General features: G+C 61.1%; 13 protein-coding genes and 1 pseudogene. 7 read left to right on the plus strand and 7 right to left on the minus strand.

Annotation, left to right across the window (positions count from 1 at the left end; translation table 11 throughout):
* The 5 genes from uraH to V6617_RS05560 are packed head-to-tail and all read left to right on the plus strand — an operon-like array spanning position 1 to position 6,227.
* Positions 1-375, plus strand: coding sequence for a hydroxyisourate hydrolase (gene uraH, locus V6617_RS05540; protein ID WP_338609667.1), 375 nt, complete (start codon positions 1-3; stop codon positions 373-375).
* On the plus strand, positions 372-1,835 hold the full coding sequence (gene xdhA / locus V6617_RS05545; protein WP_422394823.1) for a xanthine dehydrogenase small subunit: 1,464 nt from the start codon (positions 372-374) through the stop codon (positions 1,833-1,835). The genes uraH and xdhA overlap by 4 nt, the downstream gene beginning before the upstream one ends.
* Positions 1,835-4,171: a xanthine dehydrogenase molybdopterin binding subunit gene (gene xdhB, locus V6617_RS05550; RefSeq protein WP_338609669.1), complete on the plus strand. Its 2,337-nt coding sequence runs from the start codon at positions 1,835-1,837 to the stop codon at positions 4,169-4,171. Before xdhA ends, xdhB begins: the two co-directional genes overlap by 1 nt.
* On the plus strand, positions 4,168-4,971 hold the full coding sequence (xdhC, locus tag V6617_RS05555; RefSeq protein ID WP_338609670.1) for a xanthine dehydrogenase accessory protein XdhC: 804 nt from the start codon (positions 4,168-4,170) through the stop codon (positions 4,969-4,971). The genes xdhB and xdhC overlap by 4 nt, the downstream gene beginning before the upstream one ends.
* A gap of 26 nt (positions 4,972-4,997) precedes the next feature.
* Positions 4,998-6,227, plus strand: a complete 1,230-nt coding sequence (locus tag V6617_RS05560) for a urate hydroxylase PuuD (RefSeq protein WP_338609671.1) — start codon at positions 4,998-5,000, stop codon at positions 6,225-6,227.
* Here the strand turns inward: V6617_RS05560 and V6617_RS18995 are convergent.
* Positions 6,206-6,292, minus strand: a pseudogene (locus V6617_RS18995) (hypothetical protein); the annotation flags it as partial. The gene V6617_RS05560 and the pseudogene V6617_RS18995 overlap by 22 nt on opposite strands.
* Between V6617_RS18995 and guaD the strand changes: the two are divergent.
* Both guaD and V6617_RS05570 read left to right on the plus strand, forming a co-directional pair.
* Complete coding sequence (guaD, locus tag V6617_RS05565; protein WP_422394809.1) at positions 6,254-7,528, plus strand: guanine deaminase; 1,275 nt, start codon at positions 6,254-6,256, stop codon at positions 7,526-7,528. The pseudogene V6617_RS18995 and the gene guaD overlap by 39 nt on opposite strands.
* Positions 7,529-7,616: 88 nt before the next feature.
* Positions 7,617-9,785, plus strand: coding sequence for a malate synthase G (locus V6617_RS05570; protein WP_338609673.1), 2,169 nt, complete (start codon positions 7,617-7,619; stop codon positions 9,783-9,785).
* On the opposite strand, the gene V6617_RS05575 is transcribed toward V6617_RS05570, so the two are convergent.
* The 6 genes from V6617_RS05575 to V6617_RS05600 all read right to left on the minus strand — a co-directional run bounded on the left by V6617_RS05575 (position 9,776) and on the right by V6617_RS05600 (position 16,665).
* The gene (locus V6617_RS05575; RefSeq protein WP_338609674.1) at positions 9,776-10,162 is read right to left on the minus strand and encodes a hypothetical protein; all 387 of its coding nucleotides are present in this window, start codon (positions 10,160-10,162) and stop codon (positions 9,776-9,778) included. The two genes, V6617_RS05570 and V6617_RS05575, sit on opposite strands and share 10 nt — an antisense overlap.
* 46 nt (positions 10,163-10,208) lie before the next feature.
* A complete protein-coding gene (ade, locus tag V6617_RS05580; protein ID WP_338609675.1) occupies positions 10,209-11,918 on the minus strand; it encodes an adenine deaminase in 1,710 nt (569 codons plus the stop codon).
* Positions 11,919-12,027: 109 nt separating this feature from the next.
* Positions 12,028-13,101, minus strand: a complete 1,074-nt coding sequence (locus V6617_RS05585; protein ID WP_338609676.1) for a BMP family ABC transporter substrate-binding protein — start codon at positions 13,099-13,101, stop codon at positions 12,028-12,030.
* 30 nt (positions 13,102-13,131) lie between these two features.
* Positions 13,132-14,046 (minus strand): ABC transporter permease, encoded by a 915-nt coding sequence (locus tag V6617_RS05590; RefSeq protein ID WP_338609677.1) that lies wholly within the window; start codon positions 14,044-14,046, stop codon positions 13,132-13,134.
* Positions 14,039-15,133 (minus strand): ABC transporter permease, encoded by a 1,095-nt coding sequence (locus V6617_RS05595; protein WP_338609678.1) that lies wholly within the window; start codon positions 15,131-15,133, stop codon positions 14,039-14,041. The genes V6617_RS05590 and V6617_RS05595 overlap by 8 nt, the downstream gene beginning before the upstream one ends.
* Positions 15,130-16,665, minus strand: a complete 1,536-nt coding sequence (locus V6617_RS05600) for an ABC transporter ATP-binding protein (RefSeq protein ID WP_338609679.1) — start codon at positions 16,663-16,665, stop codon at positions 15,130-15,132. Before V6617_RS05600 ends, V6617_RS05595 begins: the two co-directional genes overlap by 4 nt.
* Positions 16,666-16,734 lie beyond the last annotated feature (69 nt).

The raw sequence follows: 16,734 nt of genomic DNA on the forward strand, positions 1-16,734 counted from the left end.
ATGGCGCTTGGAGCAGGCATGACCACAACCGGACGGCTGACGACCCACGTTCTCGATACCGCGAACGGGACCCCTGCGAAGGGAATGACCATCGATCTTTACAGGGTAAATGGCGAGGCGGCAGTGTTCGAGCGGTCGGTGGTCACCAATGATGACGGGCGGTGCGACGGGCCTTTGCTGGAGGGGGAATCATTGGCGGAAGGGGCCTACCGGCTGAACTTCCATGTCGGAGAATATTTCAGCAGAATCAACGGCAAAGCCGTTGAATTTCTCGACGTTGTGGCAGTCGATTTCAGGGTGAGTGACAGCCAGGCGCATTATCATGTGCCGTTGCTGGTCTCTCCCTTCGGCTATTCGACCTATCGCGGGAGCTGAGCTTGGACCCGCGCACCGCTATCTGCTTCTATCTCAACGATAATCTGGTCGAGCTGGACACGCTTGAGCCGGACCGGACGCTGCTCGATTTCCTGCGATTGGACCGTGTCCTGCGGGGCACCAAGGAAGGCTGCGCTGAGGGAGATTGCGGGGCCTGTACCGTCATTGTTGGCCGTAAAAGTGGTGGAGTTGTGCGATATTTGCCTGCAAATGCGTGCATAATGCTGGTTTCGATGCTGGATGGTGCGCATGTGGCGACCGTCGAGCATCTCAAGGGTGCCGATGGCAACTTGCATCCGGTGCAACAGGCCATGGTCGACTACCATGGAAGCCAGTGCGGGTTCTGCACGCCGGGGTTCGTGATGAGCCTTTACGGGCTGTGGCTGGCCAATCCCAATCCATCCGTTCCCGAGATCGAAAAGGCCCTGCAGGGCAATCTGTGCCGCTGCACGGGTTATGCCCCCATCGTGCGCGCGGCTCAGGCGGTGTCCAATTATGGCTCGGTGCTCGAAGATGCGCTCAACAAGGAGCGTGAGGCGATCCTTGCGAATTTGACCGCGCTCGAGGACGGGCGACGGGTGGTGGTCGAGGGAACGCGCGGCAAGACGATCATCCCCGCTGATGTCGATGATCTTGCGGCGGTGCTCGAGGCGATGCCCGAGGCGACGATCGTTGCTGGCGCGACCGATGTGGGATTGTGGGTCACAAAGTTCATGCGCGAGATCGCCCCGGTTGTGATTATCGGCCACCTGATGGGGGAAGTGTCCGTCGAGGACGGACGGATCGTTTTCGGGGCCGGCGTTAGCTACGCCAAGGCGTTCGAGATCATTGCCGTCCATATTCCGCAGATGGTCGAATTGTTTGACAGGATCGGCGGGGCGCAGGTGCGGGCGATGGGAACCATCGGCGGCAATATCGCCAATGGTTCGCCGATCGGCGATACCCCACCGCCGCTGATCGCGCTGGGAGCGCAGGTTACGCTCCGCAGGGGCGGTGTTCGGCGGCTGGTGAAACTGGAGGATTTCTTCATCGCCTATGGCAAGCAGGACCGGGAGAAGGGCGAGTTCGTCGAAAGCGTCTCAGTGCCCTTGCCGGGTGCCGATGAGCTGTTCGGGGTGCATAAGGTCACCAAGCGCCGGGACGAGGATATCACAGCGACGCTGGGTGCGTTCCGGGTAAAAGTCGTCGATGGCGTGGTGGCCGGGGCGGTCATCGCCTATGGCGGCATGGCCGCGACGCCGAAGCGGGCAAAGGAGGTTGAAACTGCGCTGATCGGCAAGGCGTGGACGCTGGAGACGGTCGAGGCGGCGCTGGGTAAATTCGAAGAGGATTTCCAGCCGCTGACCGATTGGCGGGCCAGCGCCGATTATCGGATGCTGGCGGCAAAAAATCTTCTCAAGCGCTTTTATTTCGAGACCGTCGAAGGGCCGAGCCATATCGTTCGGCACGAGGTGGCATAGTGACAGCGCTCGACACCAAAGCCACGATAAGCGGCGGGGTGCATGTGCCGCAAAAGCACGATTCCGGGCACAAGCATGTATCGGGAAGGGCCGAATATATCGATGACATGCTTGAACCCGCCGGCACGCTGCATGCCTATCTGGGTCTTTCCACCAACGCGCATGGGGAAATTCAGTCGCTGGCGCTCGAAGCGGTACGGCAGGCGCCCGGCGTGGTCGGGGTGCTGACAGCCGCGGACGTGCCCGGGCATAACGACATTTCCCAGCCCGGCAAGCATGACGAGCCGATCTTTGCCGAAACGCGGGTCGAATTTTTCGGACAGCCACTGTTTGCAGTGGTCGCAACGACGCGCGAAGCGGCGCGGCGGGCGGCCAGGCTTGCGCAGGTGAGCTACACCGAATTGCCCTTCGCGCTCGATGTCGGCGCGGCGCGCGAGGCAGGGGGAGCGCTGGTGACTCCGGGCATGACGCTTGAACGGGGCAATGTGGCGGCGGGCATGGTGGCTGCCAAAAACCGGGTTAAAGGCACCATGGAAATGGGCGGACAGGACCATTTCTATCTCGAAGGCCATATCGCCATGGCGATACCCGGCGAGGATGACGAGGTGACCGTTCATTCCTCCACCCAGCATCCGAGCGAAGTCCAGCACATGGTGGGCCACGCACTGGGCGTGCCATCCAACGCCGTCAATGTCGTGGTCCGGCGCATGGGCGGCGGGTTTGGTGGCAAGGAAACCCAGAGCAATCTTTTTGCGGCGGTTGCTGCCATCGCGGCCAAGAAATTCAATCGCGCCGTCAAGATCAGGCCCGACCGGGACGACGACATGATCGCCACCGGCAAACGGCATGATTTTGTTGTCGATTATGAAGTCGGCTATGACGATGAGGGCCGGATCGAAGCGGTCGATGCGGTGTTTGCCGCACGGTGCGGGTTCTCGGCCGATCTTTCGGGGCCGGTGACCGACCGGGCCCTGTTTCATGCCGACAACGCCTATTTCTACCCCAATGTGCGGCTCAAATCCGAACCGCTCAAGACCAACACGGTTTCCAACACTGCGTTCCGCGGGTTCGGCGGGCCGCAAGGCATGGTGGGCTGCGAGCGCTGGATCGAGGACATCGCCTACGCGCTGGGCAAGGACCCGCTCGATATCCGCAGGGCCAATTTTTATGGCGAAACCGACCGCAATCTCACGCCCTATCATCAGACCGTAACCGACAACATCATCGGACGGGTGGTGGATGAGCTCGAGGCGAGTTCGCACTATCGCCGGCGGCGCGAGGAGATCATTGCGTTCAACAAGACGTCCAGGGTTCTCAAGCGCGGCATAGCGCTGACGCCGGTCAAGTTCGGGATCAGTTTTACCATGACGGCCTTCAACCAGGCCGGGGCGCTGGTCCATGTCTATCGCGACGGGTCGGTCCATCTCAACCATGGCGGCACCGAGATGGGGCAGGGGCTTTACGTCAAGGTGGCGCAGGTTCTGGCCGATTGCTTCCAGATCGATCTCGACAAGGTCAAGATTACGGCCACGACGACGGGGAAGGTGCCTAATACATCGGCCACTGCGGCTTCCTCTGGATCGGACCTTAACGGCATGGCCGCTGCCAATGCCGCCGAGCAGATCAAGGACCGGCTGGTCCGGTTCGCGATGGACAAGTTCAACGTGCCCGAGGACGCCATCAGCTTCGAGCCCAATTGCGTGATGGTGGGCAACCAGCGCTATGACTGGGCCGATTTCATCGATCAGGCCCATCTGGCCCGCGTGCAGCTTTCGGCGGCAGGGTTTTATAAGACGCCCGACATTCACTGGGACCGGGCGGCAGGCAAAGGCCAGCCGTTCTTCTATTTCGCTTATGGTGCTGCGTGTTCGGAGGTGGTGGTCGACAGCCTCACCGGCGAATATATGGTCGAGCGCGTCGATGTGCTCCACGATGTGGGCAAATCGCTCAATCCGGCGATTGATATCGGGCAGATCGAGGGCGGGTTCATCCAGGGCATGGGGTGGCTGACCACCGAGGAATTGTGGTGGGACGACAAGGGGCAATTGCGCACACACGCGCCTTCAACCTACAAGATTCCCGTGGTGTCCGACGTCCCCAGGATATTCGACGTGAAGCTGGCCGAGTGGTCGGCCAACAGTGCCCCGACCATCCGCCGCTCCAAGGCGGTGGGCGAGCCGCCTTTCATGCTGGCGCTCTCGGTGTTCGAAGCGCTCTCGATGGCGGCGGCAAGCGTTGCCGACTACAAGATCGCCCCGCGCATGGATGCACCGGCCACGCCCGAACGGGTGCTGATGACCATCGAGCGAATAAAGCGCGAGGCGGCAGGGCGGTGAGCGTAACGCCGCAACAATTGCGCGATTTCCTCGACCGCCACAGGCAGGCCGTTCTGGTCGAAGTGACAGAAGCAAAGGGCTCAACGCCGCGCGAGGCGGGGGCGTGGATGGTGGTTTCGTCCGAGAACGAAATCGGCACCATCGGCGGTGGTCAACTCGAATTTCTGGCTATCGCGAGGGCACGCGAGGCGCTGACTTCAGGGGAAGCCGCAGCGGCCCTCGATATCCCGCTCGGGCCCGAGATCGGGCAATGCTGTGGCGGTCGCGTGGCCATCGGCATGCGGGCGGTCGATGCCGATGTTGCTCAGGATGTGCGGGTGCGGGCCGAACGGGCCTATATGGCGCGGCCCCATGTCTATGTGTTCGGGGCCGGACATGTGGGCAATGCGCTGGGACAGGCACTGTCGCTTCTGCCGTTGCGTACGCTGGTTGTGGACAATCGTGCAGCCGAAATTGCCAAGGTGCCGCACGGGGTGGAAGCGCGGCACGTTCCAGTGGCCGAAGCGCTAGTGCGCGAGGCGCCGAAGGGCTCGTGCTTTGTGGTTCTCACCCACGATCATGGGCTCGATTTTCTGGTCGCTTCGGAAGCGCTGATGCGTGGGGATGCGGCATATGTGGGGATGATCGGCTCGAAAACCAAAAAGGCCACCTTCAAAAGCTGGCTTTCGGACATGGGGCTGGATACGGAAATGGTCGAAAGGCTTGCTATGCCGATCGGCGGGGCCGATGTTCATGACAAGCGACCCGAGGTGATCGCGGCGCTTACGGCGGCAGAGATTTTACGGGCGCTGGCCGGATAAGGTTTAGAGTTGGGGCAAAACGATAAATGACTGATTTCACGCTGTTTTGGGAATGGATGGCGTTTGCCGTGCGCTGGAGCCATGTGATCGTGGGGATCGCGTGGATCGGTTCGTCGTTTTATTTCATCGCGCTCGATCTTGGGCTGCGCAAGCATGCCGGTCTGCCCGCGGGCGTGCAGGGTGAGGAGTGGCAGGTGCATGGGGGCGGGTTCTACCATATCAACAAATATATGGTGGCGCCGCCAAACCTGCCCGAGCACCTGATCTGGTTCAAATGGGAGAGCTATTCGACCTGGCTGACCGGGTTCGCGATGCTGATCATCGTCTATTACGCGGGTGCCGACCTGTTTTTGATCGACCGCACGGTTCTCGATGTCGATGCGCCGGTGGCGATCGCCATTTCGCTGGCCTCGCTTGCTCTAGGCTGGGTGCTTTACGATCTGTTGTGCAAATCGGTTCTGGGCAAGAGTCAGAACGGGCTGATGATCATCCTGTTCTTGATCCTGCTGGCCATGTCGTGGGGCTATATGCAGGTGTTTACCGGTCGCGCCGCCTTCCTGCATATGGGCGCGTTCACGGCGACGATCATGTCGGCGAATGTCTTTTTCATCATCATTCCAAATCAAAAGAAAATCGTCGCTTCGATGAAGGCGGGCGAGGCGCCCGATCCGGCACTTGGGGCACAGAGCAAGCAGCGCAGCGTGCACAACAATTACCTGACGCTGCCGGTGTTGTTCTTCATGCTCTCGAACCACTATCCACTGGCGTTCGCCACAGAATACAGCTGGGCGATTGCCGGGCTGATCTTTCTGATCGGGGTGGTGATCCGGCATTTCTTTAACACCATGCATGCGACCGGACGGCGCGAATATTGGACGTTCGCGCTGGCGCTTGTTCTATTTATCGGGATTATCTGGCTTTCGAGCTATCCCAGGGGGCAGGCGGAAGCCGGGAGCGTGAGCCAGACATCGCAAGCGTTCATGGATGATGCTCATTTTCAGCAGGCATCCCAGATCGTGCTTGGCCGCTGCTCGATGTGCCACGCGACCGAGCCAGCCTATGAGGGCGTGCATATGGCGCCCAAGGATGTACGGCTCGATACGCCTGAACTGATCGCCCAACACGCGCGGGAAATCTACATCCAGTCTGCCCGCAGCCACGCCATGCCGCCGGGAAACGTGTCGTTCATGACCGATGAGGAGCGGCAGATGCTGTCCGTCTGGTACCAGTCGGTGACCGGGGAGCGGAGCCTGTGACCGCAAAGATTCTGCGCGGTCGCGTATTGAGCTTCATTTCCGAGCCATCGGGGCCGGACGATCACGACAGCTACCGCTATATCGAGGATGGGGCGGTGGTTGTCGATCAGGGCCGGATCGTCTCGACGGGCGAGTACAATGATGGGCTCAAGCTCGTCGCGCCCAAGGCAGAGGTGATCGACCATCGGCCCGGGCTGATCCTGCCGGGGTTTATCGACACCCATATCCATTATCCGCAGATGCAGGTCATCGGGTCTTATGCCAAGGACCTCTTGGAATGGCTCAACACCTATACATTCGTTGAGGAACAGCGCTTTGCCGATTCCGAGCATGCGGCGCGGATCGCCTCGCTGTTCTGTGACGAACTGGTGCGGTATGGGACGACGACGGCGGCGGTCTATTGCTCGGTGCATCCGCAATCGGTGGATGCGTTTTTCACCGAGGCGGAAAAGCGCGGCATGCGAATGGTCGCCGGCAAGGTGATGATGGACTGCAATGCGCCCCAAGGGCTGCTCGATACGCCGCAGCGGGGGTATGACGAAAGCAAGGCATTGCTGGAGAAATGGGATGGCGTCGGGCGGCTGCATTACGCGATCACGCCGCGGTTCGCACTGACCTCCACCCATGCGCAGATGGAGATGACCCAGGATCTGGTGCGCGAATTTTCCGATGCCTATGTCCAGACGCATGTGAACGAGAGCCTGGGCGAGATCGAATTTGTCAGGGAGCTGTTTCCCAATTTGCCGGACTACGTCGGGGTTTATGAGCATTACGGCCTTCTCGGGCCCAAGACATTGCTCGGCCATTGCATTCACATGACCGATCGGGAAATCGAAGCGCTTTCGGAGACCGGATCGGTGGCGGTGTTCTGCCCGACATCGAATTTGTTCATCGGGTCGGGGCTGTTCGACCGCGAGCGGCTGATGGAATCCAATGTGCGGATCGGGGTGGCGACCGATGTGGGCGGTGGGACATCCTATTCCATGCTGCGCACGCTCGACGAAGGTTACAAGGTGCTGCAATTGCGCGGCCAGCGCCTCTCGCCGCTCGAGAGCTTTTTCATGATGACGCTGGGTAATGCGCGGGCCTTATCGCTTGAGCATACCATCGGTACGCTGGAGCCAGGGAGCGATGCCGATATCGTGGTGCTCGACGCCCGAGCCCTGCCCCATATGACGCTCAAGATGGAGCAGGTGGAAAGCCTGTCCGAGGAGCTGTTTTTGCTCCAGACATGCGGGGATGACCGGGTGATTGCCGAGACCTATGTGGCGGGCGAGGCCGCCAAGGCGAGATTGCGCTGATTTCCACATCGTGGAAGGGTTTTCCACGACTGCTTGGCGAAACGGGGCGCGTCCGGTACCCGATCAGGAAACGATGAGGAGAGAGCCGATGAGCAGCTATGTCAAACGGGCCGGTTTGCAGGTCGATGAACGGCTTGCGGGGTTTGTCGAGACTGAGGCACTAAAGGGGCTCGATCTCGCGTCGGATCGTTTCTGGGCAGGGTTTGCCGAGATGGTTGCGGCCTATATGCCGGGCAATCGCGAGCTTTTGGAAATCCGCGACCGCATGCAGAACCAGATCGATGACTGGCATCGCGACAATGGTCCGGCAACGCGGGATCCGGCGGCTTATGAAGCGTTCCTGCGCGAGATCAGATATCTCGAAGACGAGCCGGAGGATTTTCGGATCGAAACCGAAAATCTCGATCCCGAGATCGCCTCGATCAGCGGGCCGCAGCTTGTTGTGCCGGTCTCCAATGCCCGCTATGCGCTCAACGCTGCCAATGCGCGCTGGGACAGCCTGTACGATGCGCTTTACGGCACCGATGTGATTGCGCGGGAAGGCGAGCTGGCGCCGGGGCGTGAGTACAATCCCAGGCGCGGTGCGGAGGTGTTTGCGCGGGCCGGGCATTTTCTCGATGAGGCGTTTCCGCTGCTCGGGGTCAAGCATTGGGCCGTGACGCGGTATGGGGTCGATACATCGGGCGATGGCGCCAGACTGGTGATCGAAAGCCAGGATGGCCCGGCGAAACTGGCTTATCCCGAGGCGTTCGCTGGCTATTCACGCGATGGCGACCTGCTGCGGATCCTGCTCAAGCATCACGGGCTGCATGTCGAGCTGGTGATCGACGCCAGCCATCCGGTGGGTAAGGACCATCCGGCTCATCTTGCCGATGTTGTCATCGAAAGCGCGCTGACCACAATTCAGGACTGCGAGGATTCGGTCGCGGCGGTGGATGCCGAGGACAAGGTCGGGGTCTATCGCAACTGGCTGGGGCTGATGAAGGGCGATCTGGCCGACACGTTCGAAAAGGTCGGCAAGAGCGTAACGCGGACGCTCAATGCTGACCGGGTCTATACGGCGCCGGATGGGGGCGAGTTGACACTCAAGGGCCGCGCCTTGCTGCTGGTGCGCAATGTCGGGCATCTGATGACGACCGATGCCATCCTCGATGCGGACGGGCAGCCGATCGGCGAGGGGCTGATGGATGCAGCGATCACCACGCTTTGCGCCCTGCACGACCTCAAGCGGAAGGCCAATTCGACAACCGGCTCGATCTATATCGTCAAGCCCAAGATGCACGGGCCGACCGAGGTGCTGTTTGCGTGCAATGTGTTCGGGGAGGTCGAAAAGATCCTCGGATTACCGCTCAACACAATCAAGGTCGGCATCATGGACGAGGAGCGCCGGACTTCGGCCAATCTCAAGGCCTGCATTTATGCGGCGCGCGAGCGGGTGTTTTTCATCAATACCGGGTTTCTCGACCGGACGGGCGATGAAATCCATACGTCCATGGAGGCCGGCCCGGTGCTGCTCAAGGACCAGATCAAGGCCGAGCGCTGGATCCAGGCTTACGAGGATCGCAACGTCACCATCGGGATCGCGTGCGGGCTGACCGGCCGCGCCCAGATCGGCAAGGGCATGTGGGCCCGGCCCGACGATATGGCGGCGATGATGGAGCAGAAGATCGGCCACCCGAGATCGGGCGCCAATTGCGCCTGGGTGCCCTCGCCGACGGCGGCAACGCTGCACGCGCTGCATTATCATGAGGTCGACGTGTTCGAAGCGCAAAAACGCCGGCACAACGAACCCATTCCGACGCTGACCGAGCTCTTCTCTATGCCGGTGCTCGATCCTGCATCGCTTTCGCCCGAGCAGATCCAGCGCGAACTCGAAAACAACGCCCAGGGGATCCTGGGCTATGTTGTGCGCTGGGTCGATGCGGGCGTGGGGTGTTCGAAGGTTCCCGATATCAATGATGTGGGGCTTATGGAAGACCGCGCGACCTGCCGCATTTCATCGCAGGCGATTGCCAACTGGCTCTGGCATGGGGTGGTGACCCAGGACGAGGTGGTGGCCACCTTCACCCGGATGGCCAGGATCGTCGACGAACAGAATGCGGGCGATCCAGGGTATGAGGCGATGAGTGACGATCCGGAGCACTCGATCGCCTTTCAGGCCGCATTGGCGCTGGCGCTTGAAGGGGTCGAACAGCCGTCTGGCTACACCGAACCGCTCTTGCACGCCAAGCGGGCCGAAAAGAAGGCTCAGCGATAATCTTCGCGCTTGTCGGAAAGGCGCGGATCCTGCTGTGCCTTTTTCTTGCTATCTGACGTATTCTGCCCTGATTTCCGGTCGCGTCGGCTGCGGCGCCAGAGGTCCCATTGGCGTTCGCCGCGCAAGATGATTCCGTTCATTGGGCGCTGGAGGAAAGGCAGGTCGATGGCCAGCAACAACAGGCCGAGCGGTAGCATCCAGATGCCGAGAATCGGGAGAAAGGACGCAATGCCGCCGAGGCACAACAGGATGCCCAGTGGAATGCGAATGAGCATGGCCCAAGGCTGGCGCAAGACGTAGATCACCATCGCAAAGCGCGGAAAGCGCGCTTCGAGGCGAAGGAACAGGCGTTCGAGGCGGGTCCGCTCTTTGGTCATGCCTTAAAAGATAAGAGGGAAAGTGGCTTAATCAAGCCATGCGCGATCACGAGACGAAATCGAACGTGTCGACGTCAAACAGGCCGTTGTCGGTCATTTTCAGATGCGGGATGACGGGAAGTGCAAGAAAAGCGACCTGAAGGAAGGGTTCGGGCAGAGTGCAATCGAGCGCTTTTGCCGCGTGGCGCAGATGCTCTAGATGTTCGGTGACGATCTCGAAGGGTTCCGGGCTCATCAGTCCGGCAATGGGCAGGGCAAGATCGGCGAGGATTTCGCCCTCGCAGGCAACGGAAAACCCTCCACCGATTTCGATGAGGCGATTGACGGCCAGGGCCATGTCTTCATCGGTCACGCCGACCACAGTGATGTTGTGGCTGTCATGGCCGACCGACGAGGCGATGGCGCCGCGTTTGAGGCCAAAGCCCTTGACGAAGGACCGGCCGATATTGCCGTTGATGCCGTGCCTTTCGATGACTGCCACCTTGATGACGTCGGCACTTGTATCGGGTTTGAGGCCGGCTTCGTCGCTGGCGAGGGCCGCGCTTTCGCGGAAAGTGAGGATAAGGCCGGGTTTGACGCCGATTACCGGGACTTCGTTCTTGTCGGGATTGGGGGCGGTGATGAAGGCCGAAGGCTCCACCGGCGTTGCCTTCATGGAATCGAGCCCGACCGGACTTATCTGTTCGCGGGTCGCCCAGAGCGCTTCGGTGACGAGGCGACCGGCCGAAACGACATTGGAGACGTGGCAGTCTTCAAGACTGTCGAGCAGGGCAATGTCGGCGCGCCAGCCCGGCGCAACGTGGCCGCGATCCTTGAGGCCGAAAATGCGGGCTGCAGAATGGGAAGCGGCGCGATAGACGTGGTGAACCGGACAGCCATGCGCGATCAGGCGGCGGATCGAGGAATCGAGATGGCCTTCTTCGGCGATATCGAGCGGATTGCGGTCGTCGGTGCACAACGCAACGAAGGCCGAGGTGTTGGCGTCGAGTATTTCCGCAAGTGCGTCGAGGTCTTTTGACACCGAACCCTCGCGAATGAGGATGGCCATGCCTTTGGATAGCTTTTCGCGGGCCTCCTTGGCGCTGGTCGCTTCGTGATCGGTGCGGATACCGGCGGCGAGATAGGCGTTGAGATCGAGGCCCGATAGCAGGGGCGCGTGGCCGTCCATATGCCGGTGCTGGAAGGCTTCGAGCTTGGCCAGAATGGCTGGATCGCCATTGATGACGCCGGGGAAATTCATCATCTCGGCAAGGCCGATGATTTTGGGATGATCGGCAAAGGGCAACAAATCGTCGATCTCGAGCCGTGCGCCTGCCGTCTCGAACGGTGTGGCCGGCACGCAGGAGGAGAGATTGATGCGCATGTCCATGATCGAGCGTTCGGCGCAATCGAGAAAATAGCGAATGCCTTTGGCCCCCAGCACATTGGCGATTTCGTGCGGGTCGCAGATGACGGTCGTTACCCCGTGGGGCAGCACACAGCGGTCGAATTCGAGCGGGGTGACCAGCGAGGACTCGATATGGAGGTGGGTATCGATAAAGCCGGGCACGGCGAAACGGCCTGCGCCGTCGATTTCGGCATTGCCTTCATAGGCACCATGAGTGCCGACGATGCGATCGGCGACGATGGCGATATCGGTCTGGATGATCTCGCCGGTCACGATATCAAGCCGTTTGACGTTTTTGACGACCAGATCGGCAGGGTCGAGCCCACGTCCGGCGCGAATCATGCGGGCGAGAGTGGCGGCGTCGGTCATCGGCTGTCTGTCCTTGGTCTTGCTTCAGGGTGTCGCGGGGCGGGGGCAGGGTCAAGAAACAAAAGCGGCGGCATTGCTGCCGCCGCTTTCGATCGACCGGTTTTTCTGCTTACTCGGGAAGCTGGTCGTCCACGCCTTCGACGTAGAAGTTGAGGCCCAGCAGAGTGCCATCATCGGCCTGTTCGCCTTCGGCGAGCCACTCGGTGCCGTCCTGTTTGGTGATCGGGCCGGTGAAGACCACGAGTTCGCCGGATTTGATGGCTTCCTCGGTCTCTTCGGCCAGTGCGGCGACCTCTTCAGGCATATTGGTGTAGGGCGCCATGGTCAGGATGCCATCGGCCAGGCCGTCCCAGCTGTCCGAGGTTTCCCAGGTGCCGTCGATCACCGCGCCGACGCGCTCGATGTAGTAGGGCGCCCAGGTATCGACGATGGCGGTAAGCTGGGTCTCTGGGCCGGCTTCGATCATGTCGGACGCCTGGCCGAATGCCTTGATGCCGCGGGCGGCGGCTTCCTGCATGGGGGCGGTGGAGTCGGTGTGCTGGGTGATGATATCGACGCCCTGATCCATCAGGACCTTGGCGGCGTCGGCTTCCGCACCGGGATCGTACCAGGAATTGGCCCAGACCACCTTGACGGCGAAATCGGGGTCGATCGACTGCGCGCCGAGCATGAAGGCGTTGATGCCCTGTACCACTTCGGGGATGGGGAACGAGCCGATGTAACCGGCAATTCCGGCTTCCGACATCGAGGCGGCGATGACGCCCTGGATGTAGCGGCCTTCATAGAAGCGCGAATTGTAGACCGAGACATTGGGTGCGGTCTTGTAGCCTGTGGCGTGTTCGAACAGGACGTCCGGGAAGCGCTCTGCAACGGCAACGGTGGGGTCCATGAAGCCAAACGAGGTGGTGAAGATGATGTCGCACCCCGAACGCGCCATGCGCTCGATAGCGCCTTCGGACGTCGCTTCGGCGACGTTTTCGATATAGCGGGTTTCGACAGCGTCGCCATATTCTTCCTCGACAGCGAGGCGGGCGATGTCGTGTGCCTGGCTCCAGCCGCCATCGGTGTGCGAACCGACATAGACAAAGCAGGCTTCGACAGGCTCGTCCTGCGCCATGGCTACGGGAGTGAGGGTCATCGACAGCGCCGTGGCTGCCGCAAGGGTTGAGAGGAGCGTTTTCATGAGTGTCCCTTCCTTAAAAGTTCTTATGGTTTAGCGATCCGGCACAAAGCTCTTGCCGAGCGAGGCCGGGGTGTTGATCAGCGTCAGCCGCCGGTTCTGGGAAATCAGGACCAGAACGAGGACGGTAGCGAGATAGGGGAGCGCCGAGAGAAACTGGGACGGAATGCCGATCCCCAGCGCCTGGGCGTGCAATTGACCGATGGAGACCGCGCCGAACAGATATGCCCCCGCCAGCACCCGACCCGGACGCCAGGAGGCAAAGACCACGAGCGCCAGCGCAATCCAGCCGCGGCCCGCCGACATGTTCTCGGTCCATTGCGGTGTATAAACGAGCGAAAGATGCGCGCCGGCCAGCCCCGCACAGGCACCGCCGAACAGAACTGCGACATAGCGGTAGCGGATGACCTTGATGCCGAGCGCGTGGGCCGATTGCGGATTGTCACCGATGGAGCGAAGGGTGAGGCCCTGTTTGGTCCTGAACAGGAACCAGGCGACGCCGACGACCAGCGCTATGGAAATGTAGAAGATAATGTCCTGACCGAACAGCAAGCGACCCACGATCGGGATGTCGGACAGGCCTGGGATGTCGAGGACCGGCATGCGGACGGCGGAGCGACCGACATAGGGTTCGCCGATCAGCCCAGATAGCCCCAGGCCCAGAATGGTAAGGGCAAGGCCCGTGGCATACTGGTTGGTGGCAAGCGTCAGGGTCAGGACGGCAAAGAGCAACGAGAGGGCCGTGCCGAACAGCATGCCGACCAGAGCCCCGACGAACGGGTTGCCAGTGACGATCATGCCCACGAAACCGCCGACGGCGCCCATGACCATCATGCCTTCGACGCCGAGATTGAGGGTGCCGGAGCGTTCCACGACGAGTTCGCCGATGGCGGCGAGCAACAAAGGCGTTGCGGCGGTGATGATGGTGAGAAGGATCGACTCAAGCATCGGCGGCGCTCCCCGATACCTTTGGCGTACGGGCGAAACGGACGCTGTAGTGGATCAGCGTATCGCAGGCCAGGATATAGAGCAGCAATGCGCCCTGAAAGACGCGGGCCACCTTGTCGGACAGCCCGAGCGAGATCTGCGCGGCTTCTCCGCCGAGATAGGTGAGCGCGAGAACGAGCCCGGCAACGATCACGCCGAGCGGATTGAGGCGGCCAAGGAATGCAACGATGATGGCGGTGAACCCGTAGCCGGGCGAGATAATGGGGCGGAGTTGGGCCGAGGCGCCGGCCACTTCGATGATGCCGGCCAGCCCGGCACAGCCACCAGCCAGCAGGAAAGAGAAAAAGATCATTTTCTTGGCATCGAACCCGGCGAATTTGCCGGCGCGCGGGCTGGTGCCGAGCACCTTGATTTCAAAGCCTTTGAGCGTACGCGACAGCATGATCCAGATGGCGATGGCTACGATGATGGCAATGGCGATGCCCCAATTGGCACGGCCATCGGCGGGCATCAGCTCGGGAATGCGCGCGAAGTCATGGAAGCGCACGGACTCGGGGAAATTCATGCCCTCGGGATTGCGCCAGGGGCCGCGCACCAGATAGTCGAGGATCAGCTCGGCCACATAGACCAACATCAGGCTCACGAGGATTTCGTTGGTATTGAATTTGGCCTTGAGCAGCGCCGGAATGCCGGCCCACAGGGCACCGCCGACGATGGCGAACGCCATCATCAGGGGCAGGACGAGCGGGCTCTGGAAATCGGTGAACAGGACCGGGAATATCGATCCGGCCAACGCCCCCATGATGAACTGGCCCTCGGCGCCGATGTTCCAGTTGTTGGAGAGGTAGCAGACCGAAAGCCCGGCCCCCATCAGGATGAGCGGCGCGGCCTTGATGAGCAGTTCGTGGATCGACCACAGCTCGGTCAGCGGTTCGATGAAATAGACGTAGAGAGCCGCCAGCGGGTCTTTGCCCAGAATGGCGAACATGATCGCCCCGGTCAGCACCGCCAGAGCCAGCCCGATCAGCGGAGAGAGAAATTGCAGGGCGCGGGAGGGATTGCCGCGTTTGATGAGTTCAAGCCTCATGCGGGCTGGCCTTCGAAAATGCCCGACATCTTGAGTCCGATGGCGTTGCGGTCGGTCTGGGCGACGGGCGCGAAATCGGAGAGGCGGCCTTCGGCGATGGCGGCGAGGCGGTCGGTGAATTCGAAAAGTTCGTCAAGGTCCTGGCTGATGACCAGAATGGCGGCGCCGTCCTGGGCGAGATCGACAAGGGTCTGGCGGATACGGGCGGCCGATCCGGCGTCGACACCCCAGGTGGGTTGGTTGACGATGATCACTTTGGGATCTTCGAGCACTTCGCGTCCGATGATGAATTTCTGCAGATTGCCGCCCGAGAGGGACTGGGCCGCCGGGTCGGACGCGCTTTTGCGCACGTCGAGGGCTTTGACGATGGTGTCGAGCAGGCTCTTGGCCTTGCCGCGGTTGAGGAACATGCCCGATCTGAGGTCCGGATTGACCCGGTAGCGGGTGAGGATGACATTTTCGCTCAGCGAGAGTGAGGGGACGGTGGCGTGGCCCAACCGTTCCTCGGAGATAAAGACAGCGCCTTTGGCGCGCCGGGCGCTGATGTCGTCATGGCCTACCGGTTGGCCGAAAAGCGTTATCTGTTCAGGCCTCCCGGCAAGGCGTTCACCAGACAGCACATCGAACAGCTCGGACTGGCCGTTGCCGGCAATTCCGGCGATGCCGACGATTTCGCCGGGAAACAGATCGAATGAAATGTCATTGAGGGGCGTGCCGAATGCCTCGCGGGAATCCATGGAGAGATTGGCGATGGAAAGCAGCGGTTCTGCGCTCTGGGCGCGGGCCTTGGCGGGGCGGATCTGGTGGATATCGGCGCCGACCATCATCTTTGCGATCGAGGCTGCGGTTTCATCGCGCGGGATGCAGGTACCAACGACCTTGCCGTGGCGCAGGATGGTGGCGCGTTCGCACAGCGCCCTTACCTCTTCGAGCTTGTGCGAAATATAGAGGATAGCCTTTCCCTCGTCGCGCAGCTTGCGCAGCACGGCAAAAAGGTCGTCGACCTCCTGGGGCGTGAGGACCGAGGTCGGCTCGTCCATGATGATGAGGTCGGGATGGCCCAAAAGGCAGCGCACGATCTCGATGCGCTGGCGCTCGCCGACCGAAAGGTCGTGCACATAGGCGTGCGGTTTGAGCGGCAGCCCGTATTCCTTCGAGACCTTTTCGACGTCGGCTGCCACTTTTTTGATGGGCGTGTCGCCGGGCAGGGCGACGGCAACGTTTTCGGCAACCGTGAGCGCTTCAAAAAGGGAAAAGTGCTGGAACACCATGCCCACGCCAAGCTGGCGGGCGAAGGCGGGACTGGGAATGGAAACGGGCTTGCCCCGCCAGACGATCTCGCCCGCGTCGGGCTGCAGCGCGCCATAGAGCATTTTGACGAAGGTGGATTTCCCGGCTCCGTTTTCACCCAGAAGAGCATGGATTTCACCCGGAAATACCTGCAAATCAACGGAGTCGTTGGCCTTGAAACTCCCGAAGGATTTGGTGAGACCTCTGAGGGTCAGCAGTGGTTCTGAGCCGCTTGCCGTCATCACGCGCCAAAATTGGACCAAATGGACAAAAACACTATGTCGTCACATTTATCACCACGCAAGGCCGAT

The organism is Pelagibacterium nitratireducens (assembly GCF_037044555.1).
Classification (GTDB): domain Bacteria; phylum Pseudomonadota; class Alphaproteobacteria; order Rhizobiales; family Devosiaceae; genus Pelagibacterium; species Pelagibacterium nitratireducens.

Excerpts from the sequence above, each read along its gene's own strand:
- uraH (WP_338609667.1), top strand. The coding sequence starts at position 1 with ATGGCGCTTGGAGCAGGCATGACCACAACCGGACGGCTGACGACCCAC.
- V6617_RS05560 (WP_338609671.1), top strand. The coding sequence starts at position 4,998 with ATGACTGATTTCACGCTGTTTTGGGAATGGATGGCGTTTGCCGTGCGC.
- V6617_RS05570 (WP_338609673.1), top strand. The coding sequence starts at position 7,617 with ATGAGCAGCTATGTCAAACGGGCCGGTTTGCAGGTCGATGAACGGCTT.
- V6617_RS05575 (WP_338609674.1), bottom strand. The coding sequence starts at position 10,162 with ATGACCAAAGAGCGGACCCGCCTCGAACGCCTGTTCCTTCGCCTCGAA.
- ade (WP_338609675.1), bottom strand. The coding sequence starts at position 11,918 with ATGACCGACGCCGCCACTCTCGCCCGCATGATTCGCGCCGGACGTGGG.
- V6617_RS05585 (WP_338609676.1), bottom strand. The coding sequence starts at position 13,101 with ATGAAAACGCTCCTCTCAACCCTTGCGGCAGCCACGGCGCTGTCGATG.
- V6617_RS05590 (WP_338609677.1), bottom strand. The coding sequence starts at position 14,046 with ATGCTTGAGTCGATCCTTCTCACCATCATCACCGCCGCAACGCCTTTG.
- V6617_RS05595 (WP_338609678.1), bottom strand. The coding sequence starts at position 15,133 with ATGAGGCTTGAACTCATCAAACGCGGCAATCCCTCCCGCGCCCTGCAA.
- V6617_RS05600 (WP_338609679.1), bottom strand. The coding sequence starts at position 16,665 with ATGACGGCAAGCGGCTCAGAACCACTGCTGACCCTCAGAGGTCTCACC.